At 71.4% G+C, this 20,474-nt stretch carries 14 protein-coding genes; 8 read left to right on the top strand and 6 right to left on the bottom strand.

What is annotated here, in order from left to right; genetic code table 11:
* Window positions 1–12 precede the first annotated feature (12 nt).
* Both ABD366_RS10065 and ABD366_RS10060 read right to left on the bottom strand, forming a co-directional pair.
* Window positions 13–2,835 (bottom strand): PQQ-dependent sugar dehydrogenase, encoded by a 2,823-nt coding sequence (locus tag ABD366_RS10065; RefSeq protein WP_411293824.1) that lies wholly within the window; start codon window positions 2,833–2,835, stop codon window positions 13–15.
* 406 nt (window positions 2,836–3,241) lie between these two features.
* Window positions 3,242–4,099 (bottom strand): MBL fold metallo-hydrolase, encoded by an 858-nt coding sequence (locus ABD366_RS10060; RefSeq protein ID WP_324772546.1) that lies wholly within the window; start codon window positions 4,097–4,099, stop codon window positions 3,242–3,244.
* Window positions 4,100–4,383: 284 nt separating this feature from the next.
* On the opposite strand from ABD366_RS10060, the gene ABD366_RS10055 reads away from it, so the two are divergent.
* From ABD366_RS10055 to ABD366_RS10045, 3 genes are read left to right on the top strand one after another with little or no spacing between them, the layout of a single operon-like run.
* Window positions 4,384–5,370: a hypothetical protein gene (locus ABD366_RS10055; protein ID WP_324772547.1), complete on the top strand. Its 987-nt coding sequence runs from the start codon at window positions 4,384–4,386 to the stop codon at window positions 5,368–5,370.
* Window positions 5,371–5,422: 52 nt separating this feature from the next.
* Window positions 5,423–7,258, top strand: a complete 1,836-nt coding sequence (locus tag ABD366_RS10050) for an HSP90 family protein (protein ID WP_324772548.1) — start codon at window positions 5,423–5,425, stop codon at window positions 7,256–7,258.
* Between the two features lie 12 nt (window positions 7,259–7,270).
* On the top strand, window positions 7,271–10,234 hold the full coding sequence (locus ABD366_RS10045) for a hypothetical protein (RefSeq protein ID WP_324772549.1): 2,964 nt from the start codon (window positions 7,271–7,273) through the stop codon (window positions 10,232–10,234).
* A 20-nt stretch (window positions 10,235–10,254) separates the two neighbouring features.
* Here the strand turns inward: ABD366_RS10045 and ABD366_RS10040 are convergent, their stop codons facing one another.
* From ABD366_RS10040 to ABD366_RS10030, 3 genes are read right to left on the bottom strand one after another with little or no spacing between them, the layout of a single operon-like run.
* Window positions 10,255–11,394, bottom strand: a complete 1,140-nt coding sequence (locus ABD366_RS10040) for a M20 family metallopeptidase (RefSeq protein WP_324772550.1) — start codon at window positions 11,392–11,394, stop codon at window positions 10,255–10,257.
* Window positions 11,391–12,863 carry an aldehyde dehydrogenase family protein gene (locus tag ABD366_RS10035; RefSeq protein WP_324772551.1) on the bottom strand — a complete coding sequence of 491 codons (1,473 nt, stop codon included), beginning with the start codon at window positions 12,861–12,863 and terminating at the stop codon, window positions 11,391–11,393. Before ABD366_RS10035 ends, ABD366_RS10040 begins: the two co-directional genes overlap by 4 nt.
* Window positions 12,864–12,897: 34 nt before the next feature.
* Window positions 12,898–14,463, bottom strand: a complete 1,566-nt coding sequence (locus ABD366_RS10030) for a GMC family oxidoreductase (RefSeq protein WP_324772552.1) — start codon at window positions 14,461–14,463, stop codon at window positions 12,898–12,900.
* A gap of 149 nt (window positions 14,464–14,612) precedes the next feature.
* Between ABD366_RS10030 and ABD366_RS10025 the strand changes: the two genes are divergently transcribed.
* The 4 genes from ABD366_RS10025 to ABD366_RS10010 all read left to right on the top strand — a co-directional run bounded on the left by ABD366_RS10025 (window position 14,613) and on the right by ABD366_RS10010 (window position 18,880).
* The gene (locus tag ABD366_RS10025) at window positions 14,613–15,065 is read left to right on the top strand and encodes a GbsR/MarR family transcriptional regulator (protein ID WP_324772553.1); all 453 of its coding nucleotides are present in this window, start codon (window positions 14,613–14,615) and stop codon (window positions 15,063–15,065) included.
* Window positions 15,066–15,161: 96 nt separating this feature from the next.
* Complete coding sequence (locus tag ABD366_RS10020; protein WP_324772554.1) at window positions 15,162–16,286, top strand: macro domain-containing protein; 1,125 nt, start codon at window positions 15,162–15,164, stop codon at window positions 16,284–16,286.
* Between the two features lie 268 nt (window positions 16,287–16,554).
* Window positions 16,555–17,394, top strand: a complete 840-nt coding sequence (locus tag ABD366_RS10015) for an SAM-dependent methyltransferase (RefSeq protein WP_324772555.1) — start codon at window positions 16,555–16,557, stop codon at window positions 17,392–17,394.
* Window positions 17,395–18,103: 709 nt separating this feature from the next.
* Window positions 18,104–18,880 (top strand): ArsR/SmtB family transcription factor, encoded by a 777-nt coding sequence (locus ABD366_RS10010; RefSeq protein WP_324772556.1) that lies wholly within the window; start codon window positions 18,104–18,106, stop codon window positions 18,878–18,880.
* Window positions 18,881–18,922: 42 nt separating this feature from the next.
* Here ABD366_RS10010 and ABD366_RS10005 read toward each other — a convergent pair whose 3' ends face one another.
* Window positions 18,923–19,195, bottom strand: coding sequence for a hypothetical protein (locus ABD366_RS10005; RefSeq protein ID WP_324772557.1), 273 nt, complete (start codon window positions 19,193–19,195; stop codon window positions 18,923–18,925).
* Between the two features lie 203 nt (window positions 19,196–19,398).
* On the opposite strand from ABD366_RS10005, the gene ABD366_RS10000 reads away from it, so the two are divergent.
* Entirely contained in the window at window positions 19,399–20,271 is an 873-nt protein-coding gene (locus tag ABD366_RS10000) for a helix-turn-helix domain-containing protein (protein WP_324772558.1), read from the top strand.
* The last annotated feature ends 203 nt before the right edge of the window (window positions 20,272–20,474 follow it).

The raw sequence follows: 20,474 nt of genomic DNA, 5'->3' as shown, positions 1-20,474 counted from the left end.
TGCCTCCTCTCGCTACGGCAGGGTCCATTTCTGGTTGGCTCCGGTGTGGCAGGTCCATAGGTGGACGGGTGTGCCGTCGTTCCAGGTGCCGCCGGATGCGTCGAGGCATTTGCCGGACTGGGGGTTGCGCAGGGTGGTGTCGGTCTGCGGGGTCCAGGTCTGGGCTGGGGTGCCGTTGCAGGTCCAGAGTTGGATTTTGGTGCCGTCGGCGGTGGCGCCGCCGGAGATGTCCAGGCACTTGTTCAGGGCTCGCAGGGTGTTGTCGCCCGGGAGGGTCCAGGTCTGGGCTGTGGTGTTGTTGCAGGTCCAGAGCTGGATCTGGGTGCCGTCGGCGGTGGCGCCGCCGGACACGTCCAGGCACTTGCCGTTCACGCCCTTCACCGCACCGGAACGTGACCCTTGCGGTGTGGTGAAGGAGAACTCGTCCACGTCGAAGAGCGCACCTGCGCCGCCCTTGAAGACCAGGTAGAGGGTGGTCGAGCCGCGCGGCTGGTTGGTAAGCGTGGTGGTGACGTCCTGGAACGTCTCCCAGCCGCCGGTCACCGGGACGGTGGCCGTGCCCAGGAGTGTGCCGGTCGCGGAGCCCGCCCGGACCTCGATGGTGCCGCCGCTGCCCGCGGAGGAGACGCGGGCGGTGAAGGCGGTCGCGTTGTCGAGCGCGTACGGCTGGAAGGAGATCCAGTCGCCGCTTTCGATGTTGCCGACCGTCTTGCCGCCGCGGGCGGGGGAGTGGTTCACGACCGAGACCCCGGAGGAGGCGCCGTAGTGTTCGCCCTGCCGGTGGGAGGGCTGGGTGATGTGCTGGTCGTGGGTGGTGAGCGCCGGCTGACCGTTCGCGCCCCGGTCGGTGTACTCGGCGTCGATCACACCGAAGATGTTGGCGTTCGGGTCGTGCTCGCCGTCGGCCAGGGTCTGCAGGGTTCCGGAGCAGCCGGTGGCCGAGGTCTGCGCGTGGCCGTGGCTGTCGTGGCCGATGATGAAGGTGACCTTGACCTTGGTGCAGTCGATCGAGGCGTCCTCGGCGTCGGTCACCGTCACCGTGAAGGGGATGGCGTCGCCGAAGTCGTGGATGCGGCCGTCCGTCGGCAGGTTCAGGGTGACCTTGGGTGCGGTGTTGCCGACCGTGACGAGTACGGAGGCCGAGCCGGACTTGCCGGTGGAGTCGGTCACCGTGAGCGTCGCCGAGTACTGGCCGTCGGCGTTGTACGTGTGTGACGGGTCGGCCTGGGTGGAGGTGGCTCCGTCGCCGAAGTTCCACGCGTAGGTGAGTGCGTCGCCGTCGGCGTCCGAGCTGCCCGCCGAGGAGAACGACACCGCGAGGGGCGCCTTGCCCGAGGTCACGTTCGCCTTCGCCTGGGCAACCGGGGCACGGCCGCCGGTGACGTGCTCGATGCGGTACAGGGCGGAGTTCTCGTCGCCGTTGAAGTAGCCGGTGCCGTAGTCGAGGACGTACAGCGCGCCGTCCGGGCCGAAGGCCATGTCCATCACCTGGGTGCCGCTCCAGGGGAAGGCGTTGATGGACTGTACGGTGCCGTCGCCGCCGGCCTCGATCCGCTTGATCCAGCGGCGCCCGAACTCACCGGCGAAGAAGTCGCCGTCGAACTCCTGCGGGAACTTCACCTCGGAGGTGGAGGAGGCGTCGTAGTGGTAGACCGGGCCGCCCATCGGCGACTCCGAGCCGTTGCCGAACTCCGGCACCGAGCCGCCGTCGTACGGGATCCAGGCGGGCTGGACGGGCGGCAGGTCGGCAAGGCCGGTGTTGCGGGGCGAGGTGTTCTTGGGGGCGGAGCAGTTGAACTTCGAGCCCGAGGTGCCGGTGGCGAAGTCGTAGTCCGTGTAGGCGTCGTTCTTGCCGGTGCAGTACGGCCAGCCGAAGTTGCCTGCCTTCGTGATGCGGTTGAACTCGACCTGGCCGGCCGGTCCGCGCGAGGCGTTCGCGGTGCCGGCGTCGGGGCCGTAGTCACCGAGGTAGACGATGCCGGTGGCCTTGTCCACGCTCATCCGGAACGGGTTGCGGAACCCCATCGCGTAGATCTCGGGGCGGGTTCTGGCGGTGCCCGGCGCGAAGAGGTTGCCGCTCGGGACGGAGTACGACCCGTCCGCGTTCACCTTGATGCGCAGGACCTTGCCGCGCAGGTCGTTGGTGTTGCCCGCCGAACGCTGGGCGTCGTAGGCGGGGTTGCGGGAGGCGCGCTCGTCGATCGGGGTGTATCCGTCCGAGGCGAACGGGTTGGAGTCGTCACCGGTCGACAGGTACAGGTTGCCGGCCGCGTCGAAGTCGATGTCGCCGCCGACGTGGCAGCAGATGCCGCGCGAGGCGGGGACGTCGAGGATCTTCTTCTCGCTGCCGAGGTCCAGGGTGTTGTCGGCTTTCAGCACGAACCGGGAGAGCCGGTTGACGCCGTCGAACGGGGTGAAGTCCGCGGCCGAACCGTCCGAGGGTGCGTCACCGGCGGGGGTGCTGAGCTGGGGCGCGTAGTAGAGGTAGACGTACCGGTTGGACGAGAATGCGGGGTCCGCCGCGACGCCCTGAAGGCCCTCTTCGTCGTGGCTGTAGACGTTCAGTTTCGCCGCGACCTTGGTGGTGCCGGCCGCGTCCGTGATCCTGAGAGTGCCGTCCCGCGAGGTGTGCAGGACCGAACGGTCGGGCAGCACCGCCAGGGTCATCGGCTCACCGGTCTCGGCCACGCCCTTGGCGAGGGTGACCTGCTGGAAGTCCTCGGGTGCCGCGGCGGCCCCGGCGACCGAGGCGGCGGCGGGCCCGGCGGCTCCTGCGGGGGTCCCCGGCAGGAGACAGCCGACGGCGCATATCGCGGCCAGCGCCAGGAAGCGGATCCGGCGGGGCCGGGACGGGCGGGACCGTGACGGTCTCAAAGGTCTTAACGGACTCGATGAACTCGACGGACTCGATGAACTCGACGGACTCGATGAACTCGACGGTCTCAGGGGTCTGAACGGTCTTGTGCGCACAAATGTCTCCCAGGAGTGAGGGGTTGGCTTACCGAGTGGTCCTCTGGGAAGTGCGGGCGCGCGCCGTCGCGCCATGAAGTCACGGGTCGCCGATCACCGGTCACCGGGTCACCGGTCACCGTGGAGGCGACCACGCCTCAGGGAAGCTAGCGGCCTTCGTCGAAGGGCGTAACCCCTTCCGCGCAATGAACCGTCTTCTTCTTCCTTGCCGGGGACAAAGTGGGGTGGGAGGCCAGGACCTCCGCACCAGATGTGGCCCGCGCTCCGGCGATCACGCCGGAAGGAACGGCTCCGTCAAATGCGGCGTCGCCACGTGCAGCGTGGTGGCGGCATCGTGGCCGAGCATGCGCTTCCTTGACTGCCGGGCCGCATCGGGGTCGGCCTCGTGCGCGTAGGCGAGTCCGGGGTGGAGCAGTTGGAGCGCGTGCACCAGGAGGTCACCGGTGACGAGCGCCTGCTCGCGCCCGTCCGTGACCAGCACGCTCTGGTGGCCGGGCGTATGACCGGGCGTGGCGACCGCGCGCCCGGCGCGCAGCGGTGTGTCTCCGTCGAGGAGCCGGAGCCGACCGGCTGCCGCGAGCGGGTCGGTGAGGGTCTCGCGGAGTTGCGGGTTGAGGGTGTCGATGGCGTCGAACTCGACCCGCTGGAGCAGGTATTCGGCGTTCGGGAAATAGGGGCGGCGGCCGATGGCCGAAGCGGTGCCGTGCACCGCGCCGCCCGATGACGGGACGGCCGCCTCGGTCACGACCGCCCACCCGACGTGGTCGGTGTGCAGATGTGTGAGCACCACGGTGTCGACCTCGGCCGGGTCGATGCCCGCGGCGGCGAGCGACTCGGGGAGTGCGCCGGGCACGGGCGCCCATGAGCGGGCCGGGCTGTCCGCAGGCCCGATCCCGGCGTCCACGACGGTGAGGCCCCTGGGGCCGCGGATCGCGTACGCGCGGAACTGGAGCCGCCAGCGGCCCTCGGCGTCGACCGCGCCCGGGTCGTAGCGGTCGGCCTCGGCCCACTGTGTGGGCGTGGCCTCGGGGAAGGCCTCGGCGCGCGGGGAGAAGAACGGGCCCTCGCCGTCGGCCAGGGCGATGATCTCGGTCGAGCCGATCCGGAGACGCGGAACGCTGAGGGACATGCTCGCGATCCTGCCATGCCCTCCACGCGGGTGGTGCCTCACGTCCTGCCGTGATGTTCGCGGTGCGGGACGAGGTGATCCATGAGAGGCCGACTCGCCGCACTTCCGCCGCGGGTGGTCGGCCTCTCCGGAAGCTGTGTGACCTCGGTCGGCGGACGGCGATCCACCCCTGCCCGGTCCCGATGTGAATGTGTGAAGGCCCCGCGGGCACCCTGTGAAGCCGTTGTCAGAGCGGCCGCTTATGCTGCGCAAACGATTCACGCGGGACCTGGGGAGGGCGCGGCATGTTCGGCAAGCTGTTCGGTAGGGGTGGGGAAGGGGCATCGGCGGATCCGTACGCCCTCGCGGCCCCGCGCAAAAGGTCCCACGGCGTGTACCGGCTGCGGGCCCTCGGCGACACGCGCGTCCTCGCCCTGGTGGAGGCGGCCGACGCGGGGGACTGGAGCGCGGTCAAGGAGGCGCTGGCCCCGTTCGACCTCGGGCGCGACCACCTCGTCCTCGACGAACTGGCCGACCTCGACGGTGTGCAGGACTGGATCGGCCGGGCCGTCGAGGAGGACAAGGAGCACCGGGCGACCGCGCTGCTGATATCCGGTGCGCGGCAGATCCGTTGGGGCTGGGAGGCACGCACCGCCGCCCGCGCCAAGGACGTCTCGCAGGAGCAGTGGCGCACCTTCCACGAGCGGCTCCACATCGCGGAGGAGCAGCTGTTCGAGGCCGCCGAGTTGCGGCCCGGCTGGGTCACGCCGTGGCGCCGCCTGCTCACCTCGGGCCGCGGCATGTCGCTGGGCCCCGCTGTCAACGAGACCCGTCTCGATGCCGCGCTGCGCCGCGCCCCGCTCGACCTGGAGACCCACATCGACTGGATCTCGCAGCTCCAGCCGCGCTGGTCCGGCGAACCGGGCGAGGCCCTCGCCTTCGCCCGCCGGGCCTTCGCCGGCTCCCCCGAGGGCCACCGCATCGGCTGTGTGATCCCCATGGCGCACATCGAGGACTGGGTGGAGTCGGACCGCCACGACTGTCTCGACACACCGGCCATCCAGGCCGAGTTGAGGGAAGCGGCCCAGCACAGCATCCTCCACCCCGACTACGAGCGCCGCCCGGGCTGGCAGCACGACTTCAGCATCTTCGCCCTGGCCCTCGCCCTGTCCGACGAGAGCATCGTCACGGCGCGCGTCTTCCACGAACTGGACGGGGCCTACACCTTGTGGCCGTGGACCTACATGTCGGACCCGGACAAGACGTACGCCCGTTTCCGGCGTCACGCCTGAGCCCGCCCCGCCTCGCCCCGCCACCTGCCGCTCACTCACCCCGGACTGCCCGATGACTCTGCCCGACACCTCCGCCGACCGCACCTTCCAGGTCGACCTGCGCGGCCTCGTCGACCTGCTCTCCCACCACCTGTACTCCAGCCCCCGCGTCTATCTGCGCGAGCTGATGCAGAACGCGGTCGACGCGCTGACCGCCCGCCACACCCTCGAACCCGGAGCCTCCGCCGGGGAGTTCGGCATCCGCCTGTACGCCGACGGCTCAGTGGTGCGGATCGAGGACGACGGTGTCGGCCTCACCGAGGCCGACGTGCACACCTTCCTCGCGACGATCGGCCGCAGCAGCAAGCGCGCCGAGCGGATCGCCGAACAACGCGCAGACTTCATCGGCCAGTTCGGCATCGGCCTCCTCTCGTGCTTCCTCGTCGCGGACGAGATCCACGTCGTCAGCCGTTCCGCCCGAACCCCCGACGCGCCCGCAGTGGAGTGGCGGGGCCGCGGCGACGGCTCGTACAGCGTCCGCACGCTGCCCGCGTCGGCCCGCCCCCGGCCCGGCACGACCGTCACGCTGACGCCCCGAGCCGACGCCGTCGAATGGACCCGCCCCGCCCAGGTGCACGCCCTGGCGCAGCACTTCGGGTCGCTGCTGCGCCACCCGGTGACCTTCGACGACGGCGCGACGGGGGGTACCGCCGTGCCGGTCAACCCCGAGGCCGCCCCCTGGGCGCGCCACCACCCCACGCCGGGCGCCCGGGCCCGCGCCCTCGCCGCGTACGGCGAGGAGGTCTTCGGCTTCACCCCGCTGGACACCATCGAGCTGGACCTGCCGGCCGTCGGACTCAAGGGCATCGCCTGCATCCTGCCCGAGGCCGTCCCGGCCGGGCGGCGCCACGGGCACCGCGTGCACGTCAAGGGCATGCTGCTGTCCGAGCAGGCCGAGGAGATCCTGCCCGACTGGGCGTTCTTCGTCCGCTGTGTGGTCGACGCCGAGAGCCTGCGCCCGACGGCGTCCCGCGAGTCGCTGTACGAGGACGACACCCTCGCCGCCGTCCGCGACGCGCTCGCCGAGCGGCTGCGCGCCTGGATCGCCGGGACGGCCGCCCAGGACCCGGACCTCCTCGGCCGCTTCCTCCAGGCCCATCACCTGGCCGTGAAGTCCCTCGCCGTGCACGACGACGAGATCCTGCGGATGCTGCTGCCGTGGCTGCCCTTCGAGACCACCGCGGGGCACGCCACCCTCGACGAGTTCGCCCGCACCCACCGCACGGTGCTCGTCACCTCCAGCGTGGAGGAGTTCCGGCAGGTCGCCGCCATCGCCTCGGCCGCCGGACTCGGCGTCGTCAACGGCGGTTACACCTACGACCGTCAACTCGTCCACCGGCTCCCCGAGATCCGGCCCGAGGTCACCGTCTCCGACCTCGACCCGGAGACCCTCACCGCCCACCTCGACCCCGTCGACCGCGAGACGGAACTGGCCGCCGCGGCCTACCTCGCCCGCGCCCGCGACGCCCTCGCCGTCTTCGACTGCGACGTCGCGCTGCGCACCTTCCAGCCGGCCTCCGCGCCGGCCCTGCTCGTCGACAGCCGCGAGGCCCGGCACGAGCGCACCCGCTCCCGGCTCGCCCGCGAGCAGGAAGGCGGCCTGTGGGGCGACATCCTCGGCGCCCTGCGCCAGGAGGCCCCCCGCGCCCAGCTGATCCTCAACCAGCTCAACCCCCTGGTCCGCACCGCCGTCACCATCGAGGAGCCCGAGCTGGCCCGCACCAGCGCCGAAGCCCTCTACGGGCAGGCCGTGATGCTCTCCCGGCGCCCCCTGCGGCCCGCCGAGTCGAGCCTCATCAACCGCTCCTTCCTCGATCTCCTCGCCCACGCCCTCCGCAAGGACAGCTAAGGACCGCCGACGATGCCGACCATCTCTCTCCCCCAGAACACCGACGAGCTGTACGAGGCGCTGACCGCGAACGACCAGCGCCCCTACGGCCGCACCCGCACCGTCACCGCCGAGGAACTCGTCGACGCCGCCGAGCAGTTCGACGACCCGGCCGCCCTGGTGCACGCGCTCCTCGAACTCCAGGAGGCGTACACCTACGGCTCCGAACCCCGTAAGTCGCCCGTCGTCTTCGCCCGCCTGCTCAACCTCTTCGACGAGCAGCCCGACCTCTTCGACGACCGCCTGCGGCACCTGCTCTTCTGGCGCTTCAAGTGGGTCGCCAACGCCTTGCTCGCCCTGCCCGAAGTACCCCTGGCCGGCCTGCGCCAGTGGCTGGGCGAGATGCGCGACCGCTACACCGCGGCCGGCCTCGACCTCCAGCCGTACTACGGGCAGGCGTACCAACTCGCCGCCCACCTCGGCGAGGACACCTCCCTCGCGTACGAGCTGTGGGCGGGCCGCACCCGCGGCCGGCTCAGCGACTGCGAGGCCTGCGAGATCTGCGAGCGCGCGCGGTTCCACCTCGCGGCGGGCGACGACGAACGGGCCCTGCGCACCTGGGAACCCGTCCTCCAGGGCGAGGACTCCTGCCAGGAGGAGCCCGCCCGCTCCGTCTCGTACGCCCTGCTGCCGCTGCTGCGCACCGGTGGCGCCGACCGGGCCCGCGAGCTGCACCTAGCCGGGTACCGGGCCTGCCGCCGCAACCCCTCGATGTCCCCCGAGGTCGGCCGCCACCTGGAGTTCTGCGCGCTGACCGGCAACGAGGCACGCGGCCTCGAACTGCTCGCCGAGAACCGGAACCTGTTCGAGGAGGTGGACTCGCCGCGCGAGCAGCTCGACTTCCTCACCGGGGTCGAGGTCCTCCTCCGGCGCGTCGCGGCCCTGGGCCGCGGCGAACTCCCCACCGCCGGCTACGCGGGCCGCACCTGGACCGTGGCGGAGCTGCACACCGAAGTGCGCGGCCGGGCCGACGACCTCGCCGCCCGCTTCGACGCCCGTAACGGCACCACGGCCCACGCCGACCGCCGCCGCGCCCGCCTGGAGCGCGCTCCGCTCCTGGACGCGCTGGAACTGACCCTGCGCACCCGCAGCCTCGACGACGTGTCCGAGCCGCTCGCCCCGGCCGCCGTCCCCACCGCCCGGACCGTCTCACCCGTACCCGAGTCGCTGCCCGAACTCATCGCCCGCGCACGTGACTTGGGCGATCAGGGCCACCCGGACGCGGACGCGTGCTGGGCGCGCCTTCGTACGCTCGTCGCCGCCCGCGACTACACGCACCCCGAGATCGAGACGGTCGGCACGCTCGTCCGCCTGCGCGCGGACCTGCTCAACGAGGAGGCGGAGCGGGCCTGGGCCAAGGACGACCACGCCGTCGCCGTCGAGTTGTTCGAGGAGGCGGCGGGGCTCTACGAGGACGCGGGTCTGCCGGGCCGGACGGTGCTCTGCCGTGCCGGTGCGGCCGTGGCAGCCGCCGAGCTCCTCGCGGAGAAGCGTCCCGGCGCCGACGAGGACGAGGCGGCCGTCGTCGCCGCGAGGGTCGTGGCGCTGACCGACGCCCACGCGACCGTCGTACGCCTTCACGAAGAGGCCAACGGTCTCGCGCCGGAGCTGGAGGCCCGGCTGCTGCGGTTGCGGGCGACCTCGGCCGGGCTCCGCCTGCAGACGTCGCCCGGCGCCGAGCACGCCGCGGCGGCCACCGCCGAGGTGGACCTGCTGCACACGTTCGCCGTCCGGCACGACGTCGCCACCCAGATATCCGGTGCCCGGCTGCTGCGGGCGAGCACGCACGCCCTCACCGGGGACCTGCCCGCCGCGGTCGCCGAGATCGACGCCCTCCTCGACCTGCTGCGGGCGCAGGGACCCGCCTGGCACCTGCCCCGGACCCTGGGCCTGCGCGGCCGCATCCAGCTCGGCCTGCGCGACGCGCAGACCGCCCACGCCGACCTGACCGAGGCGCTGCGTCTTGCCGCCGACTGGCCCGCCCGCACGGTCGACCGCGGCCGCCTCCACGGCGACCTGGCGGAAGCCTCCATGCACCTGGGCCGCCCCGAGGAAGCCCTGCGGCATCTGACCCGCGCGGCCGAATTCCAACTGCGCGAGGACGAGCGGATCGACGGCTTCTGCTCGTACAGCAACGCCGCACAGCTCAGCCTCGACCTGGGCCGGATCGAGGACTGCATCGCCCTGCTGGACTCCGTCCTCGCCGAACCGGACGTCACCAAGGGCGAGTTGGACGACCGGCTCACCGCCCAGCTGCGGCTGACCCGCGCCCGCGCGCTGCACGCGGGTGGCGACCTCAAGGCGGCCACGGCGGAGTTCGCCGCCCTCGCGGCCGAGTCGGCCGGCTGGGACGACGACCCTGGCAGCCACGCGATGATCGCGGCGGAGACGGCCATGCTCCTCGCCGAGTCCGGCGAGTTCGGCCCGGCACACGACGCCCTCGGCCAGGCCCTGGCCGCCCACGCCAAGGCCCCGAACTACGAGAACGTCAGCAACGGCCTGCGCGAGGTCGCCCGGCTCCAGGCCCAGCAGCAAGGGACCGACGGCCTCGACGACGCGCTCGCCCTGTTGGCCGACGCGGCCCGGCTGGCCGAAGAGGCCCGCGCGGCCGGACACCAGGCACACGGCCGCTCGCTCGACACCGCCCTGTCCTACGAGCACGGACGCGTGCACGCCTATGTCGGCGCGTACGAGGAGTCCCTGGCGGCTCTGGAGAAGACCCTCGGCCTGCTCGGCGAGCCGGGCCCCGAGGACGAGCGCATCGCCGAGTGGGCCGAGGCCGTCCGCCTCACGGGCGTCGTCGAGGGCATCTACCTGAAGCGCACCGCCGCCGCCCTCACCCGCCTCGACGCGGCGATCCGCCACCTCACCGCGCTGGACCGCCCCGAGGAACGTGCTCCACTGACCGAACTGGCGGCCCGCCTGCGCGACGAGTGACGCCGTGGCTCCCGGCCCCCTCAGCGGCGGGTGAGCGCGGCCGCGAGGGCGACGTCGATGGCCGTCCAGGCCATGCCGGTCGCCCCGTCGATCACGGCCCGGTCCGCTGCCTGCGTGACGCAGGCAGCGGTGAATTCCGGTTGGTGGTTGACGGCGGGGGCGCAGTCGAGGCCGAGCATGGGGTGGATGGCCGGCACGACATGGGAGACGTTTCCCATGTCGGTGGCGGCGCCCGCGACGCTGTTGGGCAGTTCGGGGAAACTGCGGCCGAGCGCCGTCGCGTTGGCGACCCACAGGTCGAGGAGGCCCTGGTCCGGTCGCAGGTCGGCGTAGTCGGGGCCGACCTGCGCGGTGGACAGGTCGCAGCCGGTGGCAAGCGCGCCCGCCTCGAAGCAGTGGTGCACCCGCTCGGCCAGCGGTTGCAGGGCGTCCAGGGTGTCGCTGCGCACGATCCAGTGGCCGCGGCTGGTGTCGGGGACGACGTTGGCGGCGGAGCCGGCCTGGGTGACGATGCCGTGGATGCGGTCGGAGGCGGTGGTCTGCTGGCGCAGCAGGCCGATGCCCACCTGGGCGAGGGTCATGGCGTCCGCCGCGTTGACGCCCAGCTCGGGATAGGCACCGGCGTGCGCCGCTCTGCCTTTGTAGGTCACGTCGAACTGGGTGACGGCCAGGCCGGGCATCGCTGCCATCTCGACCGCGGCCGGGTGCACCATCATGGCCGCGTGCACTCCGTCGAAGGCGCCCTTCTCCAGCATCAGCACCTTGCCGCCCCCGCCCTCCTCGGCGGGAGTGCCCAATACCCGTACCGTCAGGCCGAGTTCGTCCGCCAAGGAGGCGAGTCCGATACCGGCGCCGACCGCCGCGGCGGCGATGATGTTGTGGCCGCAGGCGTGTCCGATGTCGGGCAGGGCGTCGTACTCCGCGCAGATCGCGATGTGGGTCGGCCCGCTGCCGATCGTCGCTTCCACGGCGGTCGGCAGATCGCAGTAGCCGTGCTTGACCTCGAAGCCCGCGTCGCTCAGGGCGTCGGCGACCCAGCGGCTGGCGAGATGTTCCTCGAAGGCCAACTCGGGGTGGGCGTGGATGCGGTGGGACAGGGCGATCAGGTCGTCCGCCGCGGCGCGGACGTGCCGTGCCGCGGTCTCCTTGGCGGCGGTCACCGGGCGACCGCCGGGTCGGCGGCGGCGATGTGTACGGCGGCGGGCCGGGTCGCCGCGTCGTAGGCGGCACGCGCCCCGGTGGCGCCCATGCCGCTGTCGCGGGCCGGCTCGTACAGCCGCTCCGGGCCGCCGCCCTGCCACTGGTTGACCCAGACGACACCCACGGGCAGCCGGGCGGCGGCCGCGATGTGGTCGGGGTCGTCGGTGTACACGGTGGCGGCGAGGCCGTAGCGGGAGGCCGCCGCGCGGGTGAGGCCCTCCTCGAAGCTCGACACCACGGTCACGGGCGCCACGGGGCCGAACGTCTCCTCGGTCATCACGAGCATGGTGTCGTCCACTCCGGTGAGCACGGTCGCCGGATAGAAGTAGCCGGGACGCTCCGGTACGGCTCCGCCCGCCCGCACGGTGGCTCCCTTGTGCACGGCGTCGTCCACATGGCGGCGTACGGTGTCGCGTTGCCGCGCGTCCACGAGCGGCCCGAGCACCGTGGCGGGGTCGAGACCGTCGCCGATGGTGAAGGTCCGGGCTGCCGTGGTGAGTGCCCTGATGAACTCGTCGGCGATGCCCTCATGGACGTAGACGCGTTCCATGGAGGTGCAGATCTGGCCGGTGTTGATGAACGCGCCGAACGCGACGGCCTGCGCGGTGGCCACCGGATCGACTCCGGCGTCGACCACGACGGCGTCCTTGCCGCCGAGTTCGAGCACGCTGCGGGCAAGGCGCCTTCCGGTCGCTGTCCCCACGGCGCGGCCGGCCCCGACCGAGCCGGTGAAGTGGACGAGCCGTACCTCTTGGTGTTCCGTCACCGCCGCGCCGGTACGGCTGTCGCCGAGGACCAGGTTCAGTACGCCCGCGGGCAGCCCGGAGGACGCGGCCAGTTCGACCAGCCGGGCCGAGGAGACCGGGGACCGCTCGGAGGGCTTGACCACGACGGTGTTCCCGGCGGCGAGCAGCGGGCCCAGCGCGCCGAGGACCATGACGACGGGGAAGTTCCACGGGGTGATGACGGCGGTGACGCCGAGCGGGTGGCGGACGATGTCGGTCCGCTCTCGCGCCGGGTCCGACCCCGCCTCCGACCCCGACGCCGGACCGGTCACCGTCTCGCTGAACGGGTACGTCAGCGCCTGGTCAGCGGCGGCCTTCAACCCCGCCACGGCCCCCGCTACGAAAGTGCGCCCGATGCCGACCGGTTTGCCCATCTCCCGGCATTCCAGTTCGGCCAGTTCGTCGGCGTGTGCGGCGATCGTGTCGGCCCAGGCGTGCAGGAGTTCCACGCGGCGCGCCACGGTGAGCGCGGCCCACTCGGGCTGTGCCGCGCCCGCCGCGGCCACGGCGCGGTCGACGTCGTCGGCGCTGCCCGCGCGAAACTGCGCGAAGGCCTCCTCGGTGGCGGGGTTGACCACGGCGACGACATCCTCGCCGACTGCCTCTTCCCACCGGCCGCCGATGAAGTTCTGCAGGGTTTCCATGGTGCTGACCGTTTCTGTTCGGTACGGGGCGGAGTCAGGCGTCGAGGCGGTCGGCCATGAGTTCGCCGGTCATGATGGCGGCGAGATTGGTGTTGGCCCGGGGCACGGAAGGGAAGACCGAGGCGTCCACGACCCGCAGGCCCCGGACACCCTGCACCCGGCAGGCCGGGTCGACGACCGTCTCGGCGGCGCCGGGAGCGCCCATCCGGCAGGTGCTCGTGCCGTGCTGGGCGTCGATGACCGTGGAGAGCAGATGGTCGTCGAGGTCGCTGTCGTTCGCCAGGGCGGCGAACAGCGGACGGTTCGCCTCCTCGACCGGTCCGCCGAGGACGGCGGCTGTCGCGGCGCTGCCGCTCAACTCGACGAGGGCGCGCACGCCTTCCCGCATGGGGGCGAGATCGCGCTCGTCGGACAGCATCCGCTGGGCGACGTACGGGTGCACCGAGGGGTCGGTGGAGACGAGGGTGAGCTCACCGCGCGAGTGGGTCCGGTTCAGCCAGACTCCGAACGCACCGGCGTGCGACTGGGTGTTCGCCGTGGCCATGGCCAGCACGTTCTGGTTGAGCGAGACGAACATGAGGTCGTCGGAGTGCGTACCCGCCTCGCTGGACCAGCGCACGCAGACGTTGGTGTGCCGCTCGTGCGGCGACTTGATGGCGGCCTCGGCCCGCAACGGCAGCGAGAGCACGGTCATCGCGTGGTCCTGCATACCGAGACCGACCGGCAGGTCCTGGCGGACCTCGATGCCCAGCGCCCGCAGTCGACCGGCGGGGCCGATGCCCGAGCGGAGCAGGATCGCCGGTGAGTGGATCACCCCCGCGCTGAGGACCACCTCGTCCGCGTACTCGGTGACGACGGAGCCGTCGATCACCGCACGGACACCGATCGCGCGGTCGTTGTCGAAGATGACGGTGTCCACCAGCGCGTCGCCGCGGACGGTGAGGCCGGGCAGTCGGCGTGCGGGTTCGAGGTAGGCGTCGTTGACGCTGACGCGGCGGGAGTCACGGGAGTTGATCGGGTAAGGGGAAACCCCTGTGGCGTTGGGGGCGTTGACATCGGGCGCCCAGCCGAAGCCCGCCGCCAGGGCCGAGGCGGCGAGGGCCCGGTCGATGCTTCCCCAGTCGGTCCGTGGGGTGCGGTGGATCGGGGTCGGACCGCCGCGGCCGTGGAAGGGCCGGTCGCCGAATTCGGTGTCGTCCTCCAGCTTGACGAAGTAGGGCAGCACGTCCTGCGGCGTCCACCCGGTGCAGCCGAGCCGGGCCCATTCCTCGAAGTCGTCCACCGGCGGACGAATGGCGATCTGGCCGTTGACGGACGAACTGCCGCCCACACCCCGGCCGCGCCAGTACGGGGCCTGCGGCTGCTTCTCGGTGCGCGAGGAGTTCAGGCCCGTCCACACAAGGTGCTGCGAGGCCGCGGGATCCATGAGGGCCACCACGGGATTGGGCGAGCGCCACGCCTCCGGCATCTGCGCCGAGCGGTAGTCGGGGCCCGCCTCCAGCAGGAGGACCCGTCGGCCGCGGGCGGCGGCGCGGGCTGCGAGCGCCGCACCCGCGGAGCCCGCGCCGACGACGATCAGGTCGCGATCGTGCTGTGCCATCTCTACTCCTGATGCGGGAGCGGCCCGCGCCGGTGACTCCTGCGGGATGCTGGTAATCTGATGCACCAGGAAAGTTCAGTCAAGACTGAATATTCATTTTTTTCCGTACAGGGGGATCGGTGTCGCCAGCCGCCGACAACAGCTCAGCCATGGATGACGGGCCGCTGGTCGAGGACTTCGGTCAGCGGATCGGGCGCGCGATGGGGTGGCCGCCCATGGCCGGACGGCTGGCAGGAGTCCTGATGCTCAGCCCGGCCCCCATGACCCTTTCGGAACTGCAGGCGACCCTGGGGGCCAGCAAGGGTTCGGCGTCGGAGATGACCCGCCTGCTCATCGCGAACGGCACGGTCGAACGGGTCAAGGTGCCCGGCGTGCGTCAGGCCGGTTACGTATGGCGCGACGACGCATGGAGTGGATGCCTCCAGCACCAGCTCCACCAGACCGAGCAGTTGCTCGAACTCGCACGGACCGCGCGGGAGCGAGGGCTTGGCATGCCGGAGGCGCAGCAGGCGCGGCTGCGGGACATGTACACCTATTACGACTTCATGGTGGGGCAGCTGCGACGCCTGCTCGACGAATACCAGCAGCTGCATGCCGGATGATCCCGGGACGGTCGAGCGCGTCTCCGTAACCGGGACTCGACTCCGGCGCTCGCGGGCTCGCTTGTCGACGGGGAGGCGTGATGCCATGGTGAGCGCATGGCAACGCCTGTTCCTGACCATGCGTCAGTTCTCAGTGAGATCAGGAAAGTTCGACGCATCGGTCTGGTGCGACTGAGGGGACGCTCGCTGCCGCACCTGGAGTCGGCGGCGACAGCGGTGGCCGAAGAAGGCTCCCGCATCCGGGGGGCGACCGTCGAGGCGCTGCTGCGGCGTGCCGTGTCGCTCCTGGACGCGGGCACCCTGCGTACTGCCGCGGAATACACCCTGGGTCTCGCGCAGGGCACCCGGGACTGGCCGGCCTCCTCGCGGCGGGCGAGGGCCGCGTCGTTGTACGGCGTGAGCGTCGAACGTTTCCGCAAGGACCACGAGGTGATGGTCCTGGGACAGGTCGCCGAGCATGTCGTGCGCCTTGTGGCGGCGCGGGACGAACAAGGGGCCGCGGCGGGCGCCCCGTTGGGTGGCACGGGGGAGTGGGGTGTCGTCACGCACCGGACGGTCCGCATACTCGCCGGCGGCAGACAGGCGGCGCTCACCGTGCACCTGCACCCCGTGGATCTGCTGCGGGACGTGGACGTCGTCGTCTCTCCCGCCAATGTGCACCTGGCGCTGCCCGAGCCCTACAAGTCCTCGGTCGCGGCGTCGCTGCGGCGGGCGGCGACCGTGCGCGGGGTGACCGGCGACGTGCTGGACGACCCGCTCCACGACGAACTGCGCAAGTGGGCGTCCCGGCACGGCACTTCGGGCCGCGCAGTGCTGCCCGGCACAGTGGCGGTCACCGGCTCGGGCGCCATGGCGGCCCAGGGGGTGCGGCGGGTCTACCACGCCGCGATCGCCGTGCCCCGGGCGGGCACCAACGACTATCACGTGCTCCCGGCCGACGTCACGAGAGCGGTGTCCCGGGTCTTCGCCCTGCTCGCCGAGGAGTCCGGCCGCAGTACTCCGCCGCTGCGGTCGGTGTGCTTCCCGCTGCTCGGATCCGGCCGCGGCGGACTGCCGTACCACGTGAGCCTGGGCGCCGTCTGGGCGGCCATCGAGGCGGAGTTGGCGCGCGGGGCGTCGTGGGACGTCCACTTCGTGGTGCGCACACCGGAGGCGGCGGCCTTGGTGGAGCGAGTTCCGGCCGGTATCCGCCCGGACCGCGCCCGGCCCGCAACCGGCTGACCCGCTGAAATGGAAGGACGCCGCTCCTTCCGGTACGTGCTTCGGGCGCGTCACCAGGCCAGGACTCGGCGCAGTTCGGGTTGCCGGATCCACCGTCGTGTCACGCGCCGTGGTGCGGTAGGCCGTCTCAGCGGTCGCGCCGGTACAGGGGAGCGGCGCGACCGCTATGGGGCCGCTGGAGGCCGCGTTCACCCATCAAGACCATCCGGCGGCGAACCTGTCTATCGTGAGGGCGAATTCGTGATCGGCAGACGTGAGGAGTGGCCCCGTGAAACGCGACGCACATACTGACGCACACACCGAAGCCCGTACCGAGGACTTCCGCGACAGGATCGACACCAGCCGGCCGCACACGGCGCGCATCTGGAACTGCTGGCTGGGCGGCAAGGACAACTACCCCGTCGACGAAGCTGCGGGCGAGCAGATCCGGCAGTTGCACCCGGGCATCGTCGACTACGCACGCGCCGACCGGGCGTTCCTGGGGCGCGCCGTGCGGTATCTGACCGACGAGGTGGGGATACGCCAGTTCCTGGACATCGGTACGGGCCTGCCCACCGTCGACAACACCCATGAGGTCGCCCAGCGGGTCGCCCCCGAGTCGAGAATCGTCTACGTCGACAACGACCCCCTCGTCCTGTGCCACGCCCAGGCGCTGCTCACCAGCACACCCGAGGGCGCGACCGACTACATCGACGCCGATCTCCGCAACGTCGAACAGATCCTGGACCACGCCGCCAGGACGCTGGACCTCAGCCGGCCCGTGGCCCTCATCCTGCTCGGCGTGGTCATCTTCGTCGGCGACGACGAGGACCCGTACGGCATCGTCCGGAACCTGCTCGACGCGCTGCCCTCCGGCAGCCATCTCGTGCTGTCCCACACGATCACCAGCCCGGCCATGCCGGACGTCGACGCCGCCGTCGCGTTCTGGAACGAGAACGGCACCCCGCGGCTGAACCAGCGCACACCCCAGCAGGTGGAGCGCTTCTTCGACGGCCTGGAGCTTCTTGAGCCCGGCGTGGTCTCCTGCTCACGCTGGCGCGTGGACGGCCCCGCCGGCGAGGAGCCGGAGGAAGTGGCGATGTTCGGCGGAGTCGGACGCAAGCGGTGAGCATGAGGAGAGCCGGCAGATCCATCGGCGCGGTGGTCGCGGGGTGTCGCGGCAGCGCTCCTGTCGAGTGCGTGCGGTACGCAGAACGCGGCCACCGGTGACGGGACGACAGCCGGGGGAGCGGCCGGGACGGCGACCGCCCCGACCCCACGGCAGACCTACGCCCCCTCCGACGTCACCGCCGCCCGCCTCGCCGAGGACCAGCGGACGCTGACCGTCACCGCCACGGTGCCGAACGGTGGCTCCCGACGCTGCTACCGGGACCTCAAAGCAGTCGTCACCGACACCGCGCGAAGAAAACCGGCTGGGCGTCGGTCGCCCACAGCTCGAAGGGAGGCTGCGTCGACGTACGAAGCGTCGAACCGTCCTTCCCGGCGAAGCTGTGTGCATCACTGGAGCCGCGGAAATAGCGCAGCACGCCGCACCGGCGGAGGCGGCAGCCTGCGCATGATTTCGGCCGCTTTCTTTTCGGCTGTGGTCAGATGGGCCCGATGCCTGGACGATCATTCCTATGCTGCGCATCCATTTCACCGAGGCCGACCTGCGTCGAATTACTGTTGCGGCGGTTCCGAACGCACTACTCGAAATAACACTCAGCCAGTACCATTTACGTGGCAATTCGCCTTTTTTCCGTCCGCATGACGGGATAAGACGGTGGCGTCGATGGATGGCGGGCAGCACACTGCCCCACGTGCGCACCCTCATGGACATGAATTCTCCGGACGGGGGCGTACCGGAATTCTTCGTTCAACCTCTTACCCCGGACCTGAGGGAGGGTCTCGACGTCGCTGTCCGGACGCCGACCCGCGAGTTGGCGGACGAGATCGCTCTCCTTCCTCGCGCCTCACGCGAGAACCCCGCGCTACGGGAACTCGCTGAGGGCACGGACAAAGGCCGCCGCATCTTCGCCGACAACGCGGTGCGCTACTTCAACTCCTGTCTGGCGCCTATATGGCCCCAGTTGCAGGCCGTCGCCGTCACCGACCGGGCTTTACGCGCGGAGTCCCTGTTACGGGGCGGCGTCGACGCCCTGCTGGCCGGCCTTGTGCCCGGCTGGCGCTGGCAGCCCCCGACCTGGCACATAAATGCGCCGTGCGCCCACGACATCGACGTACACCTCGACGGCGCCGGCCTGCTTCTCATCCCGTCCTATTTCGCGTACAGCCCGCTGTACGGGCACCGCGACGGTGAGCCCCCGATGCTGTGCTACCCGGTGCACGCAGGCGAACATCCGGCCGGCGCCGCCGACGCCCTGGGGCCGCTGCTCGGGCGTACCCGCTCCGCGATCCTCGCCTCGCTGCGCCATCCGGCGACCACCACCGCGACAGCCGACCGGGTCGGCATCTCCCTGCCCTCGGCCAGCCAGCACGCCACCGTCCTGCGCAACGCCGGTCTCATCACCACGACGCGCACCGGCACAGCGGTTCTGCACACCCTCACCCCGCTCGGCGAAGCCCTCCTGCGGAGCGATCGCGCGAGCGGATGACCCGGGCAGCGGCCCCCACCCACTGCCCGGGCCGGTCTGAATCTACGAGTCCAGGTCGACCCAGAGGTGCCAGTTGGTCGTGGTGGTGCTCACCTTGCACTTGTAGCGGGAGTAGATGGAATTTGCCCCGTCCGACATGCAGGCGCCGTAGGTCTTGTAGGTGCCGACGTCGACCCAGTCCTCCAACGCCACGGCGCCGGCCGTGGCCCCGCCGGACTGGTGTGACGCGGGGACCGCCTGCGCGGAGGCGACCGGACCGACGGCCAGCACAGCGGCTCCCACCGCGAGACCGGCCAACCATGTACGAGTGCGCATGATGCTCCTTCGAGATCGCTGTCGGGGTGCGTTGGTGATGACACGGAACTTCCGGTGTTCCCTCTGCCATGAGTGGCGGGAGGAGCCGGTGAGAGAGAGCCTGCCGGGATCGGCACGCGGTCGCCATGCCTTTCAGTCCTGGCCAAAAGGGTGCGGCGGTGGCCGCCGCAGTCGCGCTCACCAGCACCGATAGACTTCTGCGCATGGTTCGAGCGTCCCGTGGTGAGGTGACCCCCGGGATGTGGCGGCGTGAGGCGGGGACCGTGGTGCGCCGGGCCGAAGCGCTGCCGGTGCAGGCGGGGGCGGGAGCCATCCTCGCCGGGTTCCGGATAGTGCGTGATCCCACGGAGTGGTCGCCGCACTCGCATCCCCTGCACGAGCTCGTCTGGGTGCGCGGGGGGACCCTGACGTCCCGGGTCGGGGACCGCGTCCTGACCGTGGTCGAGGGGCACGGGCTGTGGATGCCCGCCGGGGTGGTGCACGCGGGCCGGGCGACGGCGGGCGCGGAGTTCTCCGACGCCTTCTTCGCCCCTGATCGCACGCCGATCGCGTTCGAGGAACCCAAGGCGATCGCCATGACGCCGCTGCTGGAGTCACTGCTGACCCATCTGTCCCGTACGGATCTGGACGCGGAGGCCAGGGCGCGGGCGGAAGCGGTCGTCTTCGATGTGATCCAGCCCTCGGAGCGGCAGTTCGCGTTGCAGTTGCCGGGGGACCCGCGGATCGACGCGATCGCCGAGGCCCTGCTGGGCGACCCCGCCGACAACCGCTCCCTGGAGGAGTGGGCGCGACACCTCGGGACCAGCGACCGCACCATCACCCGCGCCTTCCGCCAGGCGACCGGTCTCTCCTTCGCCCAGTGGCGCCAGATGCTGCGCGTGCACCGGGCACTGCTGCTGCTCTCCGAGGGCTTCGACGTGACGACGATCTCCGAAGTGCTCGGCTACGCGCAGCCCAGCTCCTTCATCGCCGCCTTCCGGCGGGTCGCGGGCACCACGCCGGGTGCGTTCTTCGCCGCGGCGGGCGGCCTGCCCGGGGATGTCCGGAATCCCGTATCGAGTGACCAGAACTCCTGATTGTCGACGTGGCAAGCGGAATATAACCTTCTCGGAGTTAGGTAACCCTTAGTTGGTGCTTGCCGCGAACGGAGCTGTCCCTTCGGCTGTCCGTTCAGCTGTCCGTCCCTCTGTTCGTTCAGCTGTCGGTTCAGCTGTCCGTCCGTTCGCGGGAGAGTGCCGGGCACGGCGGCCGGTGCAGGCCGCACGGAGGGTGCCGCCGT

Origin of the sequence: Streptomyces kunmingensis, assembly GCF_039533535.1 — a bacterium.
GTDB lineage: Bacteria > Actinomycetota > Actinomycetes > Streptomycetales > Streptomycetaceae > Streptomyces > Streptomyces kunmingensis.
The sequence above is the reverse complement of the archived record's forward strand: the minus strand, read 5'-3'. Positions and strand labels throughout refer to the sequence as shown.